Source organism: Stenotrophomonas sp. RG-453 (genome assembly GCF_033843685.1).
GTDB classification, from domain to species: domain Bacteria; phylum Pseudomonadota; class Gammaproteobacteria; order Xanthomonadales; family Xanthomonadaceae; genus Stenotrophomonas; species Stenotrophomonas bentonitica_A.
The window spans coordinates 106,110-126,847 of the sequence record NZ_JAMYED010000007.1 but is presented as its reverse complement, the minus strand read 5'-3'; the positions used below and the strand labels follow the sequence as shown (position 1 = coordinate 126,847).

The window sequence follows — 20,738 nt, the reverse complement described above, 5'->3', positions numbered from 1 at the left end:
CGGGCGACTCACGATGCTGGCCCCGTGGCAGGGCGCAGGATCGTGGCCGGATCGCCGCGGCCATCCACTGCCGCCAGCTCCGCTTCGGACAGCAGGCTGCCACGGGACTGGCCGAGGACGTGCGCAGCCGCGTCGACCACGTGTGCCCAGGTGCTGCGGTTGGCGAACAGCAGGCCCGGCACGTCCAGCGTGCCGCCGCGGTTGACGAAGCCCAGCGCCGCGGTGGTGGCCGGGCCGGTGTCGAGCCGGCGGAGCGCGCCGAGGAAGGGCTCCGGACGGGTGTGGGTGACGAATACGCGCGGCCTGCTCACCGGGAACAGCGCCTGGACCGCGGTGTCGGAGTGCACGTACCGTGCCTCCTCCGGATCGCGCGGCGCGCGGAACCGGCCGGGCTCGGCGAGATAGACGATCGCGGCCGACACACCGCGTTCGACCAGACGCGCCTGCGCGCGGCGCACTTCCTGCAGCTGGTACGCGCCGGTGGCGACGAGCAGGATCGCCGCCGTCGCCGGATCGCCGGCCAGGCACGTCGCTCCGATCTCGGCCAGCGCCTGGGCCTGCTGCGGGGTCAGCTCATGAGGCACCGGACGCTTGGGAACGACCAGTGTGGTGACCGTGCCCCGTTGCGCGTAGGCGCGGGCGAGGGCGGCGGCAGCGCCATTGGCGTCCGGCGGGAACACCACGCGCGAAATGTCGGCCATTTCGCCCATGAGTGCCTCGGCCATGGTCGGATCCTGGTGGGACTGCTCGTTCTTCGCGTTCTCCCACGTGTGCGAGGTCAGCACCAGGGGCACGCCCAGCCAGCCGGGTGGGCGCCCGGCCTGGGCCTGGTGGCGGGCGAAGATCAGTTCCTGACGTACGGCGCCGAGCATCTTCGGTGCAAACGCCTCGTAGGTGACCACCAGGTTTAGCCCGCCCTTGTTGCCGAGCGCCGCGCAGACCACGGCTTCTTCGTTGAGCGCAGTGATGACCGCGCCGGTTGGCGATTCGGCGACGCCGGGCTCGGGCTCGTGCACCCGGTGCTTCATCGCGTCCAGGGTCCGGTCGAGCTTGTTGCTGCGCAGCTCATCGGGATTGCCCACGCGCACCCGCAGTCCCGGATTCGCCTCGGCGATGGCGACGAACTGCTCGTCGAGTGCGGTCATTGGCGAGCTCTCACCGCCGGCGCCGCGGTCGGCGATCGCCGGGACGCGGGGCGGTTCCACCTGGCGATCGGCCAGCGCATGGTCGCGCTCGCGCACCCGCTGCTGGAGATCGTGGCTGTTGAGTGCGGCAACGGCCTGCTCGAGCTCCGACGCGGCCACGAACAGCGCCGCTGCGCCTTCATTGAAGAGCGTGCGCGCCGCGGCATCCTTCGCCGGATTCCCCGGCAGCGGCAAGTTGTGCGAGGCGTTGGTCCCGGCGCCGGGGAAGCCGAAGCCCTTGACGGTTTCGGCGATGCCATAGGGCAGCCGCACGTCGGCGGGAACAGCGGCGCCCGCTTGCAGGCGCGACTCCATCACGTGGATGCCCCACGCGATGCTGGCCGGATCGCGCCCGTCCAGCGCGATCGGATCAAAGCCGTTCAATCGCAGGTGCCGGTCCAGCCACCGCTCGCCGCCCTGCTGGGTGATCTGGCTGCGCTGTTCGATGCGGCGCCCGTTGAGGATGATGATCGGGCTGACCAGTCCGCTGTCCTCGGCGCGCCACCAGCGTGGCGCCCAGTCGCTGCCACGCTGTTCCTCGAACGCACCGTCGCTGAGGAAGGCGACCAGGCGTTCATCCTTGAGCGGCGCATGCACGTACTGCAGCTCGGCAAAGCCGAGATAGCCGCCTTCCATCACGCCCCCGGCGGTGTGCGCATTGACGTGGGAGCCGAGGGGCGACGCCGGCGTTCCGTCCGGATTGAGGGTGTAGGCATAGAAGTCGCTTACGAACCGGCTCAGCCCTTCGTCGGTGCGGTCGTAACGTTCAGCGTGCCGGTCGGTCATGTTGCCAACCAGCACGTTCAGCGCGTCGATCGCGGCCACGCAGTGCCCCTGGCCCATCATCCACGCGCGGGTGACGCCATCCAGGGAATCCATCAGCAGGTAGCCGGCGTAGGCGGGCACCATGTTGAGGGACCCGCCGGTGTGGCCTTCGGGCGTGGTCTTGAAATCATCGATCCCGAGAGTCGCGCCGTCGGTACGAACGCGCTGGCTGTAGGTCATGTGCGCCACCAGCCACATGCCGGCGCTGGTGACGCGGTCGGCCGCGGCAAGCCGCTGCCATGCGGTGCCCGCATCGGGCGTACGGCCCAGGGTAACCAGCCCATCGACCATCTGGCGGACGCGCAGCTGGGTAAGCGGGTCATGTCGGATCACCCCGTAGCCGGCCGCCCAGTGGGCGAACTGGGGATCGGCCTGCCGGTGGGCGTCGGCGAGCTCAAGGATCCGCTGGCGCTCGGCGGCCGACAGCTGGTCGGCGGTGCAGCAGTTGAGATGCAGGTTCATGGGTCCTCCGGGGAATCGGTCGAAGCGGTCATCAGGCTCGATGCCGCGGCGGCGAGGTCCGCACCCAGCGCGATCGCGTTCGACGGGTGGGCAATGGTGTCGGTACTCACGATGCGGGCCAGGCCCGCTTCCCGCAGACGGGTAAAGGCATCACCGGCGAACACCGGATGGATGGCGACCAGCAACGGCGGCGGCAGCGACAATCGACGCAGGTGTGCGAGGGTTTCCAGGATCGTGTTGCCGGACGACACGATGTCGTCGATCAGGACCGGGGTGCGGCCGGACACCGCCTGCGGGTCGGGGAGGCTGACGCGCACGTCGTAGTCGCCATGGCGTTCCTTGGCCAGCACCTGGTAGGGCATGCCGCATCGGGCCGCAATGTCGGCGACCCATTGTTCACTCTCGCTGTCGGGTCCGATCAGCACCGCGTCGGGGACCGTCTCCGCGATCCAGCGGGCCACGGCTGGCGTTGCCGACACGTGGGCCGTCGGAATCCGGTACAGCGACTGCAGGCGCTCGACGCGGTGCAGGTGCGGGTCCACGGTCACCAGCCAGTCGAAGGCCTCCTCGAGGAATTGCGCGAACAGCGGCGTACTGACCGCCTCACCGGGATGGAAGCGGGTGTCCTGGCGCATATAGCCGAGGTAGGGCGCGATCAAGCCGACCGACCGCGCCCCGAATTCGCGCGCCGCCCGGGCGGCGAAGCGCAGCGGGAGGGCCATGGCATCGGCGTTGCGCAGGCTGGCCAGGATCGCCACATCGGCGCCGTCCAGTGCGTCGTCCAGGGTGACCAGCGACTCGCCATCGGGGAAGTGCCGCCAGGCCACGGGTGCAATGCGCGCCTGCAGGGGCTGGTTGATGGTGCCGGCCAACACTGCATCGGCCGGGAAGGGCATCAGCACACGGGTCATGGAACCTCTCCAAGCACAAAGGGTTGCAGCGTCGCGGCGTGCTCCAGGGCGTAGGCCAGTTCTCCCGGCGACTCCGCATGCAGGGTCATCATGGGCTGTCCGCGCTCGACCGTATCGCCGATCCGCAGACCGGTTTCGAGGCCGGCGGTGGGGGATGTCGGGGCGCCGGCCAGCTTGGCCAGTTTGGCCAGCCTGCGGTTGTCGATCGCCGCGATGCGGCCCGATGCAGGCGCCGGGACGTCGGCGGTGAACGCCGCCCGTGGCGGTTCGCGGAAGCCTCCCTGGGCCTCGCAGATCGCCAGGAACTTGGCCAGCGCCGCCCCGGAATCCAGCACGCTGCGCGCGCACTGCAGCCCGGTGCCGGCGCTGCTGCCCGGTGCCATGTCGAGCAGCGCCGCGGACAGCGCCAGCGCGCGTTCCCGAAGGTCGGCCGGGGCATCAGCGGCGTTGCGCAGCACCTTGAGCACATCGTGCGCCTCAAGCGCCGGACCGATTCCCCGACCCACCGGTTGGCTGCCGTCGGAGCGATGGATGCCCAGCTGCAGTCCAAGCGCGCCCGCGGTGTGGGCGAGCCGCGAGCCGAGGCTCTCAGCCGCAGCCTCACTTCGCACCTTGGCGGTCGGGCCTACCGGCATGTCGATCAGGACGTGGGTCGAGCCCGCCGCGATCTTCTTCGACAACACGCTGGCGACCAGTTGGCCGTCGCTGTCGAAGTCCAGCGGGCGCTGGACCCGGATCAGGATGTCGTCAGCCGGGCTCAGGCGCACGTTGCCGCCCCAGACGATGCAGCCGCCCTCGCGCTCCACTACCCGGCGCATCGCCGCCAGATCGAGCGCCACCGGTGCCATGACCTCCATGGTGTCGGCGGTGCCCGCGGGCGACGTGATCGCGCGCGACGAGGTCTTCGGAATGCGGTAGCCAAGCGCGGCCACGATGGCCACCACGATTGGCGTGGTGCGATTGCCCGGCAGGCCGCCCACGCAGTGTTTGTCCAGCACCGGCCCTTCGCCCCAGTCCAGGCGCTGGCCCACGGAGATCATGGCCCGCGTCAGCGCGGTCGTCTCCGCATGGTCCAGGCGGTCGCCCGCGCTGGCCGTGACGAACGCGGCAAGCTCCAGGTCCGACAGCCTGCTTTCCATCACGTCCTGCACGAGGGCGAGGTACTGCGCGTCGTCCAGCCGTGCCCCGAACACCTTGGCGCGGAGCGCGCCTGCCGACGCCGCGGGTTCCGCGTGCCGAACCCGGGCCAGTGCATCCGGCATGGGTTCGAGGAGCGTCCACGCGACCTCCGACAGCGCCACCTCGTCAAGTCCCAGCCTGTCGTCGACGACCACGTTCAGCGTCGCCACCAGCGTGCGCGTGCCCACGTCCAGCCTCACGCGCGTCATCGCGGCAAAGCCTTCCGAGCGGCAGACTTCACAGTCGCGATGCATGTAGACCACCGGTTGCTGGTAGGTGTCGATCCCGGCACGGGTGACGCGCAGCCGGGTGTGGCCTGCGGCCTGCCCGGTCATCGCGCATCCCCCAGGCCAACACGCTCCAGGTGCTCCGGCACGCGCGCATGCCAGCCCAGCTCGCGCTCTACGCGTCCGCGCAGCGTATCGGCCGCATCCGGTTCGCCATGGGTGAGGTAGACCATGCGCGGGGCGGACGGCGCGGTGCGCATCCAGTCCAGCAGCTCCCCGGCGTCGGCGTGGCCGGAGAAGCCTTCCAGCTGCACCACTTCGGCGCGGATGGAAATTTCCCGGCCGAACATGCGCAACGTGCGCTTTCCTGCCGCCAGCGCGGCGCCGCGTGTTCCGCCGGCCTGGTAACCCGCGAGCAGGATTGCGTTGCGGTCGTCTGATCCGAACGCCTCGATGTGGTGCAGCACGCGCCCGCCGGTGATCATGCCGCTGGCCGAGATGATGATCATCGGGCCGCGCTGTCGGTTGAGCGCCTTCGACTCTTCTACAGTGTTGACGAAGGTGGCCACGTCGAACATCCGCTGGCAGTCCTCGTCGGACACGTGGTGCTCGGAATGGTGGGCGTGGTAGTGCCGGGTCGCGTTGATTGCCATCGGGCTGTTGAGGTAGACCGGCACGCGAGGGATGTCCTTGCGCTCGCGCAACCGGGCGATATGCAGCATGAGCGCCTGGGCGCGACCGATGGCAAAGGCCGGAATGACGATTACGCCCCCACGGGCAGCGACGCGGCGGATGATGGGGGCCAGCTCCGCCTCCTGGTCGATCGGAACGTGTTCCCGATTGCCATATGTGGATTCGCAGACCAGTACGTCACAGGCGGGCAGGGGCGTCGGCGGATTCATCAGCGACTCCTGTTGCCGGCCCAGGTCGCCACTGAAGTGCAGGCGCTGGCCTTGCACGTCCAGGCTGACGTGGGCGGCGCCCAGGATATGGCCGGCGGGATGGAAACGGACTGTGAAGCCGGGCGCGACCTCGATGTCCCGCTCGTAGTCATTCCCCTTGAGCTGCTTCAGGCTGCGACGGGCGTCGTCTTCTGTGTAGAGCGGTCGCGGCTCCTTGTGCTTCGAGTAGCCCTTGCGTGCGGCGTACTTCGCCTCCTCTTCGAGCAGGTGTCCGCTATCGGGGAGCAGCAGGCCACACAGGGCGACGCTGCCGTGGGTGCAGTGGATCCGCCCGCGGAACCCCTGTTTGACCAGTGCGGGCAGGTAGCCCGAATGATCCAGGTGGGCGTGGGTCAGGACGACCGCGTCGATCGAAGACGGCTCAACGGGAAACGGAGCCCAGTTGCGTTCGCGCAGTTGCTTGTAGCCCTGGAACAGGCCGCAGTCGACCAGCACGCGCTGGCCATTGGCCTCGACCAGGTAGCGCGAGCCGGTGACGGTGCCCGCGGCGCCGAGGAACTGGAGAGTGGGACTGGTTGCGTTGTTCATGGGTGCTCCGGTGGGTTGGCGGCTACGCCGCGGTTTCGAGAGAGGAAGGCGTGGGGTCGCCTGCGGTACGTGGGACCAGCCGCACGCGGCGCAGCAGCAAGGCGTTGACGGCGACGATCACCGAACTTCCCGACATGGAGAGCGCGGCGATTTCGGGCGACAGCACGAAGGGATAAAGCACCCCGGCTGCAAGCGGGAAGGCCAGGACGTTGTAACCCACGGCCCAGCCCAGGTTCTGGTGCATCTTGCGCAGGGTGGCGTGGGCGATGGTGGTCGCGCGAACGACGTCATAGGGGTCGCTATGCATGAGCACGACGTCCGCGCTTTCGATCGCGACGTCGGTGCCGGCGCCGATCGCAAAGCCCACGTCGGCCTGGGTGAGCGCCGGTGCGTCGTTGATGCCGTCGCCCACCATGCCGACCTTGAGGCCCTGCGACTGCAGCTTGATGACCTCATCGGCCTTGCCGCCCGGCAGCACGTCGGCCAGCACGATGTCGATTCCCAGGTCCTGCGCCACGCGCTCGGCCGTGGGGCGGTTGTCGCCGGTGATCATCGCCACTTTGATGTTGCGCCGATGCAGCTCGTCAATGGCGGCGCGCGAGGTCTCCCGGATCGCGTCGGCAATCGCGAAGAAGCCTGCGAGCTGGCCACCCACCCCGGCATAGATCACCGTGCGGCCGGCGCCGGTGAGGCGCGCGGCCTCTGCTTCCAGTACGGAGAGGTCGATGCCGTGTTCAACCATCAGAATCCGGTTGCCCAGGAGCACTTGGACCCCTGCGACCATGCCGGTGGCGCCCTGGCCGTCGATGTTGGTGAACGCCGTAGCGCGGTCAGCCACCGGTCCGGCGCGTTTGAGGATGGCCTGTGCCAGCGGGTGCTCGGAGTGCGCTTCGACCGCGGCGGCCGAGGCCAGCAATCGCTCCTGCGTCCAGCCCGGCGCGACCGCCATGTCGACCACCTCGGGGGCGCCGACCGTCAGGGTACCGGTCTTGTCGAAGATCACCACGTCCAGGCGTGCGCTCTTCTCGATCGATTCGGCATGCTTGAAGAGGATGCCGTGGCGTGCGCCCAGGCCCGTGCCGATCATGATCGCCATCGGCGTCGCCAACCCGAGCGCGTCGGGGCAGGCGATTACGAAGACGGTGATCGTCAGCGTCAGCGCGAACATGAGCGGTTGTCCGAGCCACCAGAACCAGACCGCGAACGTCAGCAGTCCGATCACGACCGCGGCCAGCACCAGCCACTGCGAGGCGCGGTCGGCGAGCAGCTGCGCGGGCGCCTTGGAGTTTTGCGCGGTCTGGACCAGCTTGATGATCTGCGCCAGTGCCGTGTCGCTACCGATCTTGGTGGCTGTGTAGGCAAATGCGCCGCTCTTGTTGATCGATCCGCCGACGACGGACTCTCCGGGATCCTTGCGCACCGGCATCGACTCGCCGGTCAGCATGGATTCGTCGACCTGGGAGCTGCCTTCGGTGACGGTGCCGTCGACCGGAATCTTGGCCCCGGGCCGCACCACTACGATGTCGCCGACCAGCACTTCCGCAGTGGGGATCTCGATTTCCTGCCCCTCGCGCCGGACGATCGCGCGGGGTGGGGACAGCTTCAGCAGCGCTTTCATGGCGTCCGAGGCGCCGGCGCGAGCCCGCATCTCGAGCCAGTGGCCAAGCAGGACGAAGGTCAGCAAGACGGCTGAGGCCTCGTAGAAGTTCGGCCCGTCGAAGAAGAACGTCGACGCGATGCTGAAACCGTAACCCGTGCCCACGCTGAGGAGCACCAATACCGCCATGTCGAGTACGCCGCGCCGCAGGGAGCGGATCGCCGCACTGAAGAATGGCCAGCCCGGATACAGCACGGCGCCGGTCGCCAGCAGGAACAACCAGACGTTCTCGCGCAGTCCGAACGGCACCGGCGGCGGCTCCATCAGGCCGCCCATGGGCGACCACACGAACACCGGGATCGCGAAGGCGAGGGCGACCAGGAAGCGGCGGCCCATGTCGCGCGCCGCGGCGTGCAGATCGCTGCCGTGGTTCATGCCCGCATGGGCGTCGTGGCCCCCGGCATCCGTGGCGTCATCGCCGTGGCCGGCGTGGGCGTCAGCGGGGCGCTCTGCGGCCAATTCCTGTCCGTGCCCGGCATGGGCAGCATGGGCGTGCGCGCCTGCGGCGGGGTCGGCATCAGGCATCGGCGCGATGCATTGGAAGCCGCAGTCGCGGATCGCGGTGGCGACCGCGCCCGCCGACAGGCGGGCCGGGTCGTAGGACACCTGCAGGGTCGCGGTAGCGAAGTTCGCGCTGGTGGCGTTGACTCCAGGCAGCGCGGCCACGGCCTTCTCCAGCGTGCGCGCGCAGCCGGTGCTCACCATGTCGCCGATGGGCCAGGTGCGCGTGCGCACCGTGGGTTCGTGGACCTGCATCATCGGGCTTCTCCTTGGGATGGGGCGGGGCCGCGCCGGCGTCGGGGGATGAAGGCCGGCACTTCCTGCATGTAGCGGACGTAGTCGTCGCCGAAGCGGCTCAAGCAGTCTTTTTCCTCACGGCGCGCCAGTCGGGCATAGGCCCACACGAGCACCGGATAGCTGGCGAGCGTGAGCAGCGTGGGCCACTGCAGCAGGAAGCCGGTCAGCACGAGCACGAAGGCGACGTACTGCGGGTGACGCATGCGCGCATACACGCCCTCGCGGGCGAGCCGGCCTTCACGCTGTGCCCGATACAGCACCGGCCAGGCGGCCGCCAGCAGCCAGAAGCCGCCGCCGATCAGGACGAAGCTTGCGATGTGGAATGGGCCGAAATGCGGGTTGGCGCGCCAGCCGAACCACATCTCCAGCAGATGGCCCGCGTCATGGCTGAGCCAGTCCACCTGCGGATAGTTGGCGCTGAGCCAGCCGCCCAGGACGTACAGCGTCAGCGGGAAGCCATACATTTCCGCGAACAGGGCCACGACGAAGGCGGAGAACATCCCGAACCCCCGCCAGTCCCACCGGGTCAACGGCTTGTAGAAGCTCCACGCGAAGAAGATGAAGAACGCGGCGTTGATGGCGGCCAGGAGCCAGAGTCCGTAGCCAGAGTCAGGTGCATGCATGTCAGTGCCCTCCGGTCGAGGTGTCGGATGTCTCGTCGGTCTGTGCCTGCTTGCGACGGCCGTCATCACCACCACCGGTGGGGGCATCGGCATTTCTGTCTTGCCCGTGGCCTCCATGACCGCCATGTCCCTTGTGCATGAACACATGCATGAGCGGGCACAACAGCAGGATGGCCAGCGGCAACCAGCGGAGCGTTCCGGCGAGGTGGGCGCGATGCTCGACGCCCAGATAGAACACGGCCAGCGCGAGGAAGGTCCAGAAGACCCAACGTCGGGGCCCGGACGTGGCGGGAGAGCGGGGGACAGTCATGGCAGATTCTCCTGAGTGAGGCGGCGCCCGAGGAGTCGTCGCGGGGTGGACTTGACGAACTTGCCGCCTTCTGTCGCGGCAACGGCTTCGATCAATGCGCAGACATCGTCGCCAGTCGGAATGGAGTCCGGCAGCGTTGCCCAAGCGTGGGTGGCATGCTCCATCCGTTCGTGCATGGTCAGCAGCCTGTCCAGTTGTTGGCGGGTGTCGTGGAGCCTGCGTCGGATGATGTCCCTCACGAACGGGCAGGGACTGTGTCGCAGGAGGCTGTGGCGGATGATTTCCTCGATTTCAGCCAGCGTGAAGCCAAGTTGTTGCGCCGTACGAATGAAGTGCAGGCGCTGGAGTTCCGAGGCTGAAAACAGCTGATAACCGCTCTCGGTATGCGCGGCCGCTCGCAGCAGGCCACGCCGCAGATAGTTGCGCACTACATGCACCGTGACATCGCCCTGCTGTGCCAGCTGGCGTAGCGTCATCAGAGGCGGCGTTGATTCGTCTTTGGACGTCATTGGCGCACTCCCGGAAAGGTGTTGATCACGCTAAGCCTGTGTCTCGCACACAGGTCAAGCTCGACTGACGCGATTCCATCAATCACAAGGCGTTCCGTGCTTCCGCGGCGACAACGACGGCCCGCGTATGCGCGCACCGCCTTTGCCCACGCGCGTTGAAAGAGGGCCGCATCACGGCACTTCCACGGGCAGCGCGGTGGGCGCCGAAGCCTTTCTGGCCAGCTGTCGCTGCTTGATCAACGAGTACAGCGCAGGGATCACGACCAGCGTCAGCACCGTCGACGAAACCATGCCACCCACCATCGGCGCGGCGATGCGGCGCATGACCTCCGAGCCGGTGCCGCTGCTCCACATGATCGGCAGCAGGCCGGCCATGATCGCGACCACGGTCATCATTTTCGGGCGCACGCGGTCGACCGCGCCTTCGATGATCGCCTCGCGGAGGTCGCGTGCATCCAGAGAGCGGCCTTCGGCCCGACACTGCGCGGCACGCGCCTCGAGCGCGTGGTCGAGGTAGATCAGCATCACCACGCCGGTTTCCGCGGCGACGCCGGCCAGCGCGATGAAGCCCACGATCACGGCGACGCTGACGTTGTAATCGAGCATCCACATCAGCCAGACGCCGCCGACCAGCGCGAACGGCACCGACAGCATCACGATCAACGACTCGGTGACGCGGCGGAAGTTGAGGTACAGCAGCAGGAAGATCAGCGCCAGCGTCACCGGGATGACGACGCGCATCTTTTCGGCGGCGCGCTGCATGTACTCGTACTGCCCGCTCCAGGTCACGTAGTAGCCGGGTGGGAACTGCACCTGCTCGGCAACGGCCTGCTGTGCCGCCTCCACGTAGCGGCCCAGGTCGCTCTCGCGCGTGTCGACGTAGATGTAGGCCGCCAGCATGGCGTTCTCGGTGCGGATGCTCGGCGCCCCTTTGTTGACCTCAATCCGCGCCAACTCGCCGAGGGGCACCTGGGCGCCGCCGGGGACCGGAACCAGGACCTGGGTCCCGATGCGGTGCGGGTCGTCACGCAGCTCGCGTGGATAGCGCACGATCGCGCTGAAGCGCTCGCGGCCCTGGAGGATGGTGGTGACCATCTCGCCGCCCAGGGCGGCCGCCACCACGTCCTGCACCTCGCCCAGGGTCACGCCGTACTGGGCCAGGCGGCCCAGGTCCGGGGTGATGTCCAGATAGTAGGCCCCGGTCAGGCGCTCGGCGAACGCACTGGTCGTTCCGGGCACCCCGCGCACGACCCCTTCGATCTCGGTTGCCAAGGCGCCCAACTGCTCCAGGTCGTTGCCGAAGAGCTTGATGCCCACCGGCGTGCGGATGCCGGTGGCCAGCATGTCGGTCCGCGCCTTGATCGGCATCGTCCACGAGTTGGCTACGCCGGGGAACTTCAGCGCTGTGTCCATCTCGGCGATGAGCTTGTCGGTGGTCATGCCGTCGCGCCACTTGTCCTCGGGCTTGAGGTTGATGACCGTCTCGAACATCTCCAGCGGCGCCGGGTCGGTCGCTGTCAAGGCACGACCGGCCTTGCCGAAGACCGACTCCACCTCCGGGAAGCCCTTGATGATCCGGTCCTGCTGCTGCAGCAGCTCTGAGGCCTTGGTCACCGACATGCCGGGGAGCGACGCGGGCATGTACAAGAGCGTGCCCTCGTTGAGCGTCGGCATGAACTCGCTGCCCAGTCGTGAAGCGGGCCACACGCTGGCGAACAGGGCGACGAGGGCGATCGCGATCGTGGCCATGCGGTTCCGCAGCACGACGTCGATCACGGGCCGGTAGGCCGCGACCAGGAAGCGGTTCACCGGGTTCTTCTGCTCGGGAACGATCTTGCCGCGCACGAACAGGAGCATCAGCACCGGTACCAGCGTCACCGACAGCAGCGCGCCACCGGCCATGGCGAACGTCTTGGTGAACGCCAGCGGCTTGAACAGGCGTCCTTCCTGCGCCTCGAGCGCGAAGACCGGCAGGAACGAGACGGTGATGATCATCAGGCTGAAGAACAGCGCGGGCCCGACCTCGCGGCAGGCGTCGATGATCAGCTGGGTGCGGCTGCGGGAGCCGTCGGCGCGTTCGATGTGCTTGTGCGCGTTCTCGATCATCACGATCGCGGCGTCGACCATCACGCCGATCGAGATCGCGATGCCGCCCAGGCTCATGATGTTGGAGTTCATGCCGAACGCACGCATCGCGATGACCGCGATCAGCACGCCGATCGGCAGCATGACGATAGCGACCAGCGCGCTGCGCGCATGGAACAGGAATACCAGGCACACCAGCGCGACGATCAGGCTCTCCTCGAGCAATGTCGTGCGCAGGGTCTTGATGGCGCGCTTGATCAGGTCGGACCGGTCGTAGACCGCCTGGATACTGACGCCTTCGGGCAAGCCTCGTGCAAGCTCCGCGATCTTGTCCTTCACCCCCCCGATCACGGCCAGGGCGTTCTCGCCGAATCGCGCAATGACGATCCCGGCCACGACATCGCCCTGGCCGTCCAGGTCGGCGATGCCACGGCGCTCGTCGGGCACCAGTTCCACCCGGGCGACGTCGCCGATCAACACCGGCGCGCCTCCTTCGGCGCGCAACACCAGGCTCTCGATGTCTTCTATACCGCGCAGGTAGCCCCGGCCCCGCACCATGTACTCGGTCTCGGCCATCTCGATCACGCGGCCGCCGACGTCACGGTTGCTCTCGGCGATCACCTCGGACACCCGCGAAATCGGGATGCCGAACTCGCGCAGCCGGACCGGATCGACGGTGATCGAGTACTGGCGCACGAAGCCGCCGACGCTGGCGACCTCGGCGACGCCCGGGGCGGTGGTCAGCTGGTAGCGCAGGTACCAGTCCTGCATGGCGCGCAGTTCGTCCAGCGAATGGCGGTCGCTCTTGAGGATGTACTGGTAGACCCAACCCACGCCCGTGGCGTCGGGGCCCAGTGCGGGTGCCACGCCGGCCGGGAGGTTCTTGGAGGCGACGTTCAGGTTTTCCAGCACGCGCGAGCGCGCCCAGTAGAGGTCCGTCCCTTCCTCGAAGATGACGTAGATGAACGAGGCACCGAAGAACGAGAAGCCGCGGACGTCCTTCGACTTGGGCACCGAGAGCAGGGCGCTGGTCAGCGGATACGTCACCTGGTCCTCGACCACCTGGGGCGCTTGTCCCGGGTACTCGGTGAACACAATCACTTGGACATCCGACAGGTCCGGTTGCGCGTCCAGCGGGGTCTGCATCAGCGCGTAGATGCCGCCGGCCACGATCGCCAGCGTCATCACCAGCACCAGGAAGACGTTGCGGACCGACCATTCGATGAGGCGGCCAAGCATGTCAGTGCCCCTCGTGGCCGGTGGGGGAGCGCGGAGTCTCCTCCGGGGTGGCCGGCATGGAATGACCTGCGTGCGGGTTGGAGACGCCGTCGCCGGACTCGGGTTGTGGATCCTCGCTGGTGCCCGAGGGCATGCCATGTCCTGCATGACCGCCAAGACCCTCGAGCGCCGACTGCAGGTTGCTTTCGGCGTCAATCAGGAAGTTCGCCGAGACCACGACCTGCTCGCCCTCGACGAGCCCGTCCAGGATCTCGATGCGATCGCCGCCGCGCCGCCCCAGGCTGACGTCACGCGATGCGAAGCGTCCGGGGCCGGTTTCGACCAACACCACCTGGCGCGTGCCGCTGTCGAGCACGGCCGAGCGCGGAACGGTCAGGACCGGTCCGACCCCCGGCTCCTCGAGCAGCACTGTTCCGTAGAGCCCGGGACGCAGGTCGCCGGTGGGGTTGGGCAGGGCGATGCGCACGTCCACGGTGCGCGTCAACGCATCGACGACCGGCTGCACGAACGTGACCTCGCCCTGGGCCACCTGGCCGGGGAGGGCCACGGTTTCGAAGCGGGCCGGCTGCCCGGCCCTGATTCCCGCGGCCTGAGCCGCCGGTACCTTGGCGATCACCCAGACCGTCGACAGGTCGGCCAGGCGCAGGATGGTCTCGCCGGGCTCGAACCGTGCGCCCTGGACCACCGGCTTCTCGATCACCACCGCGTCCGCTGGCGCGGTGAGCACCAGGTCCGTCCTGTCGAGCTGCGCATCGCTGATTTCCCAGTTGCGCAGGCGGGTGCGCGCGGCATCGCGCAGACGGACCATCGACGCCGCGCTCGCGGGATCGGACTCTGCCAGCCGGCGGGCGGTCTCGTTCGCCAGTCGGTATTCCTGCTGCGCCGCGGCCAGCTGCGGGCTGTAGACGGACAGTAGGGGCTGTCCTGCGCGGACCCGCATGCCGGTCTGGTTCGCGTACAGCCGCTCGACCCAGCCTTCGAAGCGTGGCGCGATCGCATACTGCCGGGTCTCGTCGACCTCGACCGTGCCGCTGGTGCGCAAGGTGCCGGCTAGGGCGCCGCGCTTGACCGCTTCGGTGCGCACGCCTAGCGCCTGCACCTTGTCCGGTGCCATCACCACCGTGCCCGGCGTCGCCGGCGCCTCCTCCCCGGCATAGACCGGGACGTAATCCATACCCATCGGATCCTTCTTCGGCACGGGCGAAGTGTCTGGCAGGCCCATGGGATTGCGGTAATAGACCACCTTGCGTTCCGTCGTCGCCTCGGCAGAGGTGTCGGCGGACGAGGAGTCTTGTGTGGCGCGGCCGGCCATCCAGCCGATGGCCAGGGCGGTGAATGCGACGCCGATGGCGAGCGACAGGGTCTGGACACGGGTCATCGGATCTCTCCTTCGATGGCGCGCACGGCGGCGGCGCCCAACATTTCGTCACGCAGCGCGTCGACCCGTGCGAGGTCGGCGCCCTGCCATTCATTGAGTGCTTCCAGCAGCGTCCCGAAGTCGACTTCACCGACCTGGTAGCTGGCCAGCGCGGACTGCCAGGTGGCGTCCGCCTGCGGCAGCAGCGTGTTTTCGATCAGTCCGCGGCGTTCGCGTGCGCTGGTCCACTGTGCCCAGGCGGAGGCGCCGCGCTCTTCGACGTTCCGAAGCGTGGCGTCCATGCGGGCGAGTGCTGCGTCTTCGAGCAGACGGGATTCGCGCTCGCGCTCGCGTCGGGCGCGCTGCTGGAACGGGATCTCCACCTCCAGCATCAGCTCGGTGCTTTCGATCCCATTGCCGAGTTGCATCGCGCCCACGCCCACGGTGATATCGGGATACCGGTTGCGACGCTCCAGCACCACGTTCGTGCGGGCGGCCTCGGCGCGGGCGCGCTGCGAACGCACTGCCGGATGCGCATCGGCGCCATCCAGCGCTTCGGCCAGCGAAGCGCTGCGAACGAAGAGGCGGGGCGCCTCATCGGGGGTGGTCAGCGGCGCATCGGAGCGGCGGCCGAGCACGGCGTTGAGCGTAGCGACTGCCTCCTGTTTGGCCGCGAGGCGCTCGATCCGCTCGCGCTGGAGGCTGGTCTGCTCGACCTGGGCACGGATCGCGTCCTGCTGTGCCGCACGGCCCAGGGCGTAGCGAACGCCGGCGATCTCTTCGATCTGGCGGAGGAGGACGATGCGCCGATCGAGCACAGCGACCGCCTGGTCTGCGTGCCAGTAGCGTGCGTAGGCCGCCTCGGCATCAGCCAAGAGGTCGCGCGTCGCGGTGACGCGGTCGAGGCCGAGCGCGACCGCGTCCTGGCTGGCGACGGTCCGCGCCAGGCCGCGCTTGCCCCAGAGCGGGAAGCGCTGGCGCAGGGCGTAGGAGACTTCGCGACCGGCATCGGGAGTCCGCCAGGGCTTGTCCGGATCCAGGCCGCTGAAGCCCACCGACGCAGACGGATCGGGCAGTGCGCCTGCAGGCAGGATTCGCGCCTCGGCGGCCTGGGCTTCGAGGTCCAGTACCCGCAGCTCGGGGTTGTGTTCGAGAACCCAGACGCGGATCGACTCGAGGCTGTGCCCCGGGACAGGGTCGGTGGCCGACACAGGCAGCGCCAGCGTCCACAAGGTGCTGGCGAGCAGGCAGGGAAGCAGGTGCCGGAGCGGTGGCCGCCGGCGGAACAGCGGGCGAGGAAGCAGGCGCCTGGCCTGCAGTCGGTCGAACGGGGATGCCATGTCAGATGTCCTTGGGCCGAAGCGACGCAGGTCGCTCGGACGAGGGCAGGAGCACATGCCGTGATGCAGCACGGCACGAACGCAGAGCACTGCGCCGCACAGGAGGTGCGGGGCAGTCAGCGTTCGGGCATCAAATCAGCAGGAGGGCCGCTGGGTGGGCGGTTGGTCGGTGCCAGGCAGGTCTGGGGGGCGAGTCGACCCGGATGGACGTGGCCACGTGGGAGCCATCCGCGCCATCAGCCACCGCGACCCAGGAGTGCCAGTCGCCGGCGAGCAGCGGCGGGACCGGTGGGATACGCCCACTGTTCGCCGAGATGTCACCTTCGGTGCAGTGTGCGTCGCACAGCGCCTTGCTCGCCGAGGGGAGCAAGGCATCGCAGTCATGGCCGTGGCCGTGTCGGGCGTCGCTGGCGGCAGTGACGAGTGCGGCCGGCGAACCTGGGAGATCCAGGCACTCGCCATGTCCGGCTAATGCGAGCTGGGACCAGAGCAGCGCCGCCATCGCGAGGAGGACCGTGCGCTGGAACCATTTCCGGTGGCGAAGGCGGGCCATGACCGCAGCTTACCCCTTGCCAAGGAGGGTGTAGTTGATCCAAATCAACCGCTGGTCAGTCCGGGGGCCCGGTCCGGCTCGGTCGTCTTCGCTGCCGCTGGGACTGCCACCGACTTGGCCAGGCGAAGCGCGTTGGCCACCACCGACACCGAGCTCACGCTCATGGCGAGCGCCGCGACCATCGGACTCAGTAGGATCCCGAACGCGGGGTAGAGCACCCCGGCCGCGAGCGGAACCCCGAGCGCGTTGTAGACGAACGCGAAGGTGAGGTTCTGCTTCATGTTGGCCACGGTGGCCTGAGAGATCTTCCGGGCGCGCAGGATGCCGCGCAGGTCGCCCTTGACCAGGGTGATCTGCGCGCTCGACATCGCGACGTCGGTGCCAGTACCCATGGCAATGCCGACGTCGGCGGCGGCCAGCGCCGGCGCGTCGTTGATGCCGTCGCCCGCCATCGCCACCCGCCGGCCTTCGCGCTTGAGGCGCTGCACCAGTTCGGCCTTGTCCTCGGGGCGGACCTCGCCATGCACTTCGTCCAGGCCCAACTCTGTGGCCACAGCCCGTGCGGTGGTGAGCCCGTCGCCGGTGGCCATGATGATGCGCAGCCCGGCGGCGTGCAGCTCATTGATGGCGGCCGCGGCCGACGCCTTGATCGGGTCTGCGACCGCGATCAGACCCGCCAGGCGACCGTCCACGGCGAGGAACATGGCGCTCGCACCCTCGCGGCGCAGACGCTCGGCGACGTCGACATGCGCACCGGGATCGGCGCCCAGATCATCCATGAGGGCGGTATTGCCCAGCGCAAGCGCGCGACCGGCGACGGTTCCGCGCACACCCATGCCGGTCACCGAGTCGAAGTCCTCCACGCGGTCGAACTCGAAGTTCCGGCGTCGGGCCTCGGCCACGATGGCATCGGCCAGCGGATGCTCGCTGCCCTGGTCCAGGCTGGCCGCCAGGTGCAGCACCTGGTCGGCGTCGAAGCCCTCGAAGGCCACGACTTCCTTGAACGCGGGGCGTCCTTCGGTGAGGGTGCCGGTCTTGTCGACGATGAGGGTATCGATGCGGCGCATGTGCTCGATGGCCTCGGCATCGCGGAACAACACGCCCACCTGTGCCGCCTTGCCGGTGGCGACCATGATCGACATCGGCGTGGCCAGACCCAGCGCGCAGGGGCAGGCGATGATCAACACCGAAACCGCGTTCAGGATGGCAAAGGTCCAGGCCGGCTCCGGGCCGAAGAAGCCCCAGATGAAGAAGGTGGCCACCGCGATCGCCAGGACCGCGAGCACGAACCAGTAGGCGACGGTATCGGCCATCCGCTGCATCGGCGCGCGAGCGCGCTGCGCCTGCGCGACCAGCTGCACGATCTGCGACAGCACAGTGTCGGAACCCACCTTGGCGGCGCGGATCACCAGCGCGCCGGTGCCGTTCTGGGTCGCGCCGATGACCTGATCGCCAGTAGTTTTCTCGACCGGGATCGGCTCGCCGGTGAGCATCGACTCGTCGACCCTGGAGCGGCCTTCCACCACTTCGCCATCCACCGGCAACTTTTCGCCGGGTCGCACGCGCAGGTGGTCGCCGACATGCACGTGGGTTAGCGGGATGTCTTCCTCGGTGCCGTCGGCATTGACCCGCCGGGCTTCTTTGGGCGCCAGACCAAGCAGGCCCTTGATTGCCGCGGACGTTTTCGAACGCGCCCGTAGCTCCAGCATCTGGCCGAGCAGCGTCAGCGACACGATCACCGCCGCCGCCTCGTAATACACGCCGACGCGCCCATGTTCGGTAAACGACGGTGGGAACAAGCCGGGTGCCAGCGTGGCGACCAGGCTGTAGCCAAAGGCGGCCGCAACGCCAATCCCGATGAGGGTGAACATGTTCGGGCTGCGGTTGCGGATCGACTGCACGCAGCGCTCGAAGAACGGCCAGCCGGCCCACAGCACGACTGGTGTGGTCAAGACCAGCTCGACCCAGGTCTGCACGTCGATCGACAACGGCAGGATCTGCACGTCGCCCAGCACGACACGCGGGAGGTACTGGCCGAACATGGCCAGCACGAGCGTCACCACAGTCAGCGGAAGCGTCCACCAGAACCGGCGCGAGAAGTCGCGAAGTTCCGGATTGTCATCGTCCTCCAGGCTCGGCATTTCCGGCTCCAGCGCCATGCCGCAGAAGGGACAGTTGCCTGGACCTTGTTGCCGGACTTCCGGGTGCATCGGGCAGGTGTAGATGGCGCCGGGCTGTGCCACCTCGGGTTCGTCCTGGGGCGTCAGATAGCGCTCCGGATCGGCCACGAACTTCGCGCGGCATCGCTCCGAGCAGAAGTGGAAAGGTGTGTCGGCGTGGGTCGCATGATGCTGCGTCGTGGCGGGATCGACCTGCATGCCACAGACCGGATCGGTGACCCGTCCATCCGCAGCCTCGACAGGGGCTGCGCCTGCAGAATGGTGATGGTCATGGGACGACGGTGAGTTCATGCCGATGCTCGCTTTAGTGGGGATGGACTGCCAAGGCAGTGTGCCATTGCGGGTTACACAGCTATTCGGGGCTGAGCGTCCCGAGCACTGAAACAACAATCAGGATCAAGATGGCCAGCGCGGCCTCAGCCGTAACACTCTGCCGCAAAGCCCGCACCTCCTGCGCGGGATCTCCGCTGGTCAGCGCTCGTTCCAAGCGCGGCACCAGCGTCCATCGGTGCAGCGCTCCCAAACCCAGCATTCCAGCGAACAGGGCCAGTTTGAACAGCAGCAACTTCCCGTAGGTGCTCTGGAACAGGGCCGAAAACGACCACGCGTTGAGATCCCCGTAGTCCGCGATGCCGGACACGATGAGCGCACCAACGAAGATCGTTCCCAGCGTCGAAAAACCATGCAGAAAGTCATGCGTTGATCGCAGACGCCCGCTGCCGTTCGTCTCTTTGCCGCGCAGCAGCATGGCAAGGAACATCAGGACCGCTGCGATCCAGCCGCCTGCCGCGAGAAGATGGACGATGCCTGCAGCAAGCCGGACCGCGCCTGCCAAGCCCTCGCCAGCGGCGGCGTGGCCGTTCCATGCCAGCGAAGCGAGTGCGCCGCCCGCCAGCATCGCCCCCAGCGGGAAGGCGGTCTCCACCTTCCCGCGGCGACGATGCCATCCGAGCACGAACATCAGGGCGACCAGCAGCGCGCCTCTCGCCATGGCTGCCCGGCCCGCGGACGTCTCGAGCAGATACCAGCCAAGCGATGCGCGATCAACCTCGGCAAGCGGCATTCCCATGATGCCCGCGGTCTTGAAGACGACATCGAGCCCGGTGAGCACGAGACCGGCTACGGCACCCGCCAATAGAACGCCCATGAGTGACCACCCGGCCAAGGCGTCGGCGAGTGCCGATCGACGCGACCCGTACCAACCGAAGAGTGGAACCCCGAAAAGAACCATGATGACAAGGTATTCCAGGAATCTCAGTGCATAAGCCGACAGGTCGAACATTCGCGACTCCTCAGCGCACCGTGAAGCTGAAGCTGCCCGGCATGGGGTGGTTGTCACCACCGACGGCGCGGTATTCCACGGTATAGACGCCCGGAGCCAGCGGTCCAGGCAACTTGGCACGCAGGGTCTTGCCGTTGTTGACGATCTCGGTCGTGAAATTCTCGATCGGCATGGTGGAACTGCCGTGCTTCATGAGCAACTTGAGACGCGACGCCCGCGGAATCAATGTCTCGTTGAACACGAGATCGATCTGGCCTGGCGAGGCCACCACCGCATTTGCCGCCGGTGTGGACTGCTGCAGCGCGGCGTGGGCGTGCGCGACCTGCAGCGAAAACTGCCCGGCCGCGATTGCGAGGACGAGCGCGAAGGAGCGAATGACGTTGGACGACTTCATATGGATAAATCCTCATTGGAATGTGATGCAAAGCCCGTTCGGGAGGGGCCGCGCTGTGTTCGATGCGACAAGCGTTAGATGTCGGACTGTCACCGAAACCACGATTTGTCGGATTTTCTTGATACTTCCGCTT

The 20,738-nt window shown here is 67.9% G+C and carries 14 protein-coding genes; all 14 read right to left on the bottom strand.

The window, feature by feature from the left end; genetic code table 11:
• Positions 1 to 8: 8 nt before the first annotated feature.
• Entirely contained in the window at positions 9 to 2,471 is a 2,463-nt protein-coding gene (locus NJD74_RS14490) for a xylulose 5-phosphate 3-epimerase (protein WP_319624445.1), read from the bottom strand.
• A complete protein-coding gene (locus tag NJD74_RS14485; protein WP_319624444.1) occupies positions 2,468 to 3,382 on the bottom strand; it encodes a ribose-phosphate diphosphokinase in 915 nt (304 codons plus the stop codon). Before NJD74_RS14485 ends, NJD74_RS14490 begins: the two co-directional genes overlap by 4 nt.
• On the bottom strand, positions 3,379 to 4,896 hold the full coding sequence (locus NJD74_RS14480) for a thymidine phosphorylase family protein (protein WP_319624443.1): 1,518 nt from the start codon (positions 4,894 to 4,896) through the stop codon (positions 3,379 to 3,381). Before NJD74_RS14480 ends, NJD74_RS14485 begins: the two co-directional genes overlap by 4 nt.
• Positions 4,893 to 6,278 carry an MBL fold metallo-hydrolase gene (locus tag NJD74_RS14475; RefSeq protein WP_319624442.1) on the bottom strand — a complete coding sequence of 462 codons (1,386 nt, stop codon included), beginning with the start codon at positions 6,276 to 6,278 and terminating at the stop codon, positions 4,893 to 4,895. The genes NJD74_RS14480 and NJD74_RS14475 overlap by 4 nt, the downstream gene beginning before the upstream one ends.
• A 22-nt stretch (positions 6,279 to 6,300) precedes the next feature.
• Positions 6,301 to 8,694, bottom strand: coding sequence for a heavy metal translocating P-type ATPase (locus NJD74_RS14470; protein WP_319624441.1), 2,394 nt, complete (start codon positions 8,692 to 8,694; stop codon positions 6,301 to 6,303).
• The gene (locus NJD74_RS14465; protein ID WP_319624440.1) at positions 8,691 to 9,356 is read right to left on the bottom strand and encodes an isoprenylcysteine carboxylmethyltransferase family protein; all 666 of its coding nucleotides are present in this window, start codon (positions 9,354 to 9,356) and stop codon (positions 8,691 to 8,693) included. Before NJD74_RS14465 ends, NJD74_RS14470 begins: the two co-directional genes overlap by 4 nt.
• 1 nt (position 9,357) lies before the next feature.
• Complete coding sequence (locus NJD74_RS14460) at positions 9,358 to 9,666, bottom strand: DUF2933 domain-containing protein (RefSeq protein ID WP_129135904.1); 309 nt, start codon at positions 9,664 to 9,666, stop codon at positions 9,358 to 9,360.
• Positions 9,663 to 10,175, bottom strand: a complete 513-nt coding sequence (locus NJD74_RS14455; protein WP_319624439.1) for a MerR family transcriptional regulator — start codon at positions 10,173 to 10,175, stop codon at positions 9,663 to 9,665. Before NJD74_RS14455 ends, NJD74_RS14460 begins: the two co-directional genes overlap by 4 nt.
• Before the next feature lie 171 nt (positions 10,176 to 10,346).
• Entirely contained in the window at positions 10,347 to 13,499 is a 3,153-nt protein-coding gene (locus tag NJD74_RS14450; protein WP_319624438.1) for a CusA/CzcA family heavy metal efflux RND transporter, read from the bottom strand.
• Position 13,500: 1 nt separating this feature from the next.
• On the bottom strand, positions 13,501 to 14,877 hold the full coding sequence (locus NJD74_RS14445; protein WP_319624437.1) for an efflux RND transporter periplasmic adaptor subunit: 1,377 nt from the start codon (positions 14,875 to 14,877) through the stop codon (positions 13,501 to 13,503).
• Positions 14,874 to 16,196, bottom strand: coding sequence for a TolC family protein (locus NJD74_RS14440; RefSeq protein WP_319624436.1), 1,323 nt, complete (start codon positions 16,194 to 16,196; stop codon positions 14,874 to 14,876). Before NJD74_RS14440 ends, NJD74_RS14445 begins: the two co-directional genes overlap by 4 nt.
• Before the next feature lie 597 nt (positions 16,197 to 16,793).
• Entirely contained in the window at positions 16,794 to 19,220 is a 2,427-nt protein-coding gene (locus NJD74_RS14435; RefSeq protein ID WP_082746427.1) for a heavy metal translocating P-type ATPase, read from the bottom strand.
• A 61-nt stretch (positions 19,221 to 19,281) separates the two neighbouring features.
• On the bottom strand, positions 19,282 to 20,211 hold the full coding sequence (copD, locus tag NJD74_RS14430; RefSeq protein WP_319624435.1) for a copper homeostasis membrane protein CopD: 930 nt from the start codon (positions 20,209 to 20,211) through the stop codon (positions 19,282 to 19,284).
• Positions 20,212 to 20,221: 10 nt separating this feature from the next.
• Positions 20,222 to 20,605: a copper homeostasis periplasmic binding protein CopC gene (gene copC / locus NJD74_RS14425; RefSeq protein WP_005413416.1), complete on the bottom strand. Its 384-nt coding sequence runs from the start codon at positions 20,603 to 20,605 to the stop codon at positions 20,222 to 20,224.
• Positions 20,606 to 20,738: the final 133 nt, after the last annotated feature.

Bases quoted from the DNA above. Each gene is read 5' to 3' on its own strand.
- NJD74_RS14490 (WP_319624445.1), bottom strand. From the start codon at position 2,471: ATGAACCTGCATCTCAACTGCTGCACCGCCGACCAGCTGTCGGCCGCC.
- NJD74_RS14485 (WP_319624444.1), bottom strand. From the start codon at position 3,382: ATGACCCGTGTGCTGATGCCCTTCCCGGCCGATGCAGTGTTGGCCGGC.
- NJD74_RS14480 (WP_319624443.1), bottom strand. From the start codon at position 4,896: ATGACCGGGCAGGCCGCAGGCCACACCCGGCTGCGCGTCACCCGTGCC.
- NJD74_RS14475 (WP_319624442.1), bottom strand. From the start codon at position 6,278: ATGAACAACGCAACCAGTCCCACTCTCCAGTTCCTCGGCGCCGCGGGC.
- NJD74_RS14470 (WP_319624441.1), bottom strand. From the start codon at position 8,694: ATGATGCAGGTCCACGAACCCACGGTGCGCACGCGCACCTGGCCCATC.
- NJD74_RS14465 (WP_319624440.1), bottom strand. From the start codon at position 9,356: ATGCATGCACCTGACTCTGGCTACGGACTCTGGCTCCTGGCCGCCATC.
- NJD74_RS14460 (WP_129135904.1), bottom strand. From the start codon at position 9,666: ATGACTGTCCCCCGCTCTCCCGCCACGTCCGGGCCCCGACGTTGGGTC.
- NJD74_RS14455 (WP_319624439.1), bottom strand. From the start codon at position 10,175: ATGACGTCCAAAGACGAATCAACGCCGCCTCTGATGACGCTACGCCAG.
- NJD74_RS14450 (WP_319624438.1), bottom strand. From the start codon at position 13,499: ATGCTTGGCCGCCTCATCGAATGGTCGGTCCGCAACGTCTTCCTGGTG.
- NJD74_RS14445 (WP_319624437.1), bottom strand. From the start codon at position 14,877: ATGACCCGTGTCCAGACCCTGTCGCTCGCCATCGGCGTCGCATTCACC.
- NJD74_RS14440 (WP_319624436.1), bottom strand. From the start codon at position 16,196: ATGGCATCCCCGTTCGACCGACTGCAGGCCAGGCGCCTGCTTCCTCGC.
- NJD74_RS14435 (WP_082746427.1), bottom strand. From the start codon at position 19,220: ATGAACTCACCGTCGTCCCATGACCATCACCATTCTGCAGGCGCAGCC.
- copD (WP_319624435.1), bottom strand. From the start codon at position 20,211: ATGTTCGACCTGTCGGCTTATGCACTGAGATTCCTGGAATACCTTGTC.
- copC (WP_005413416.1), bottom strand. From the start codon at position 20,605: ATGAAGTCGTCCAACGTCATTCGCTCCTTCGCGCTCGTCCTCGCAATC.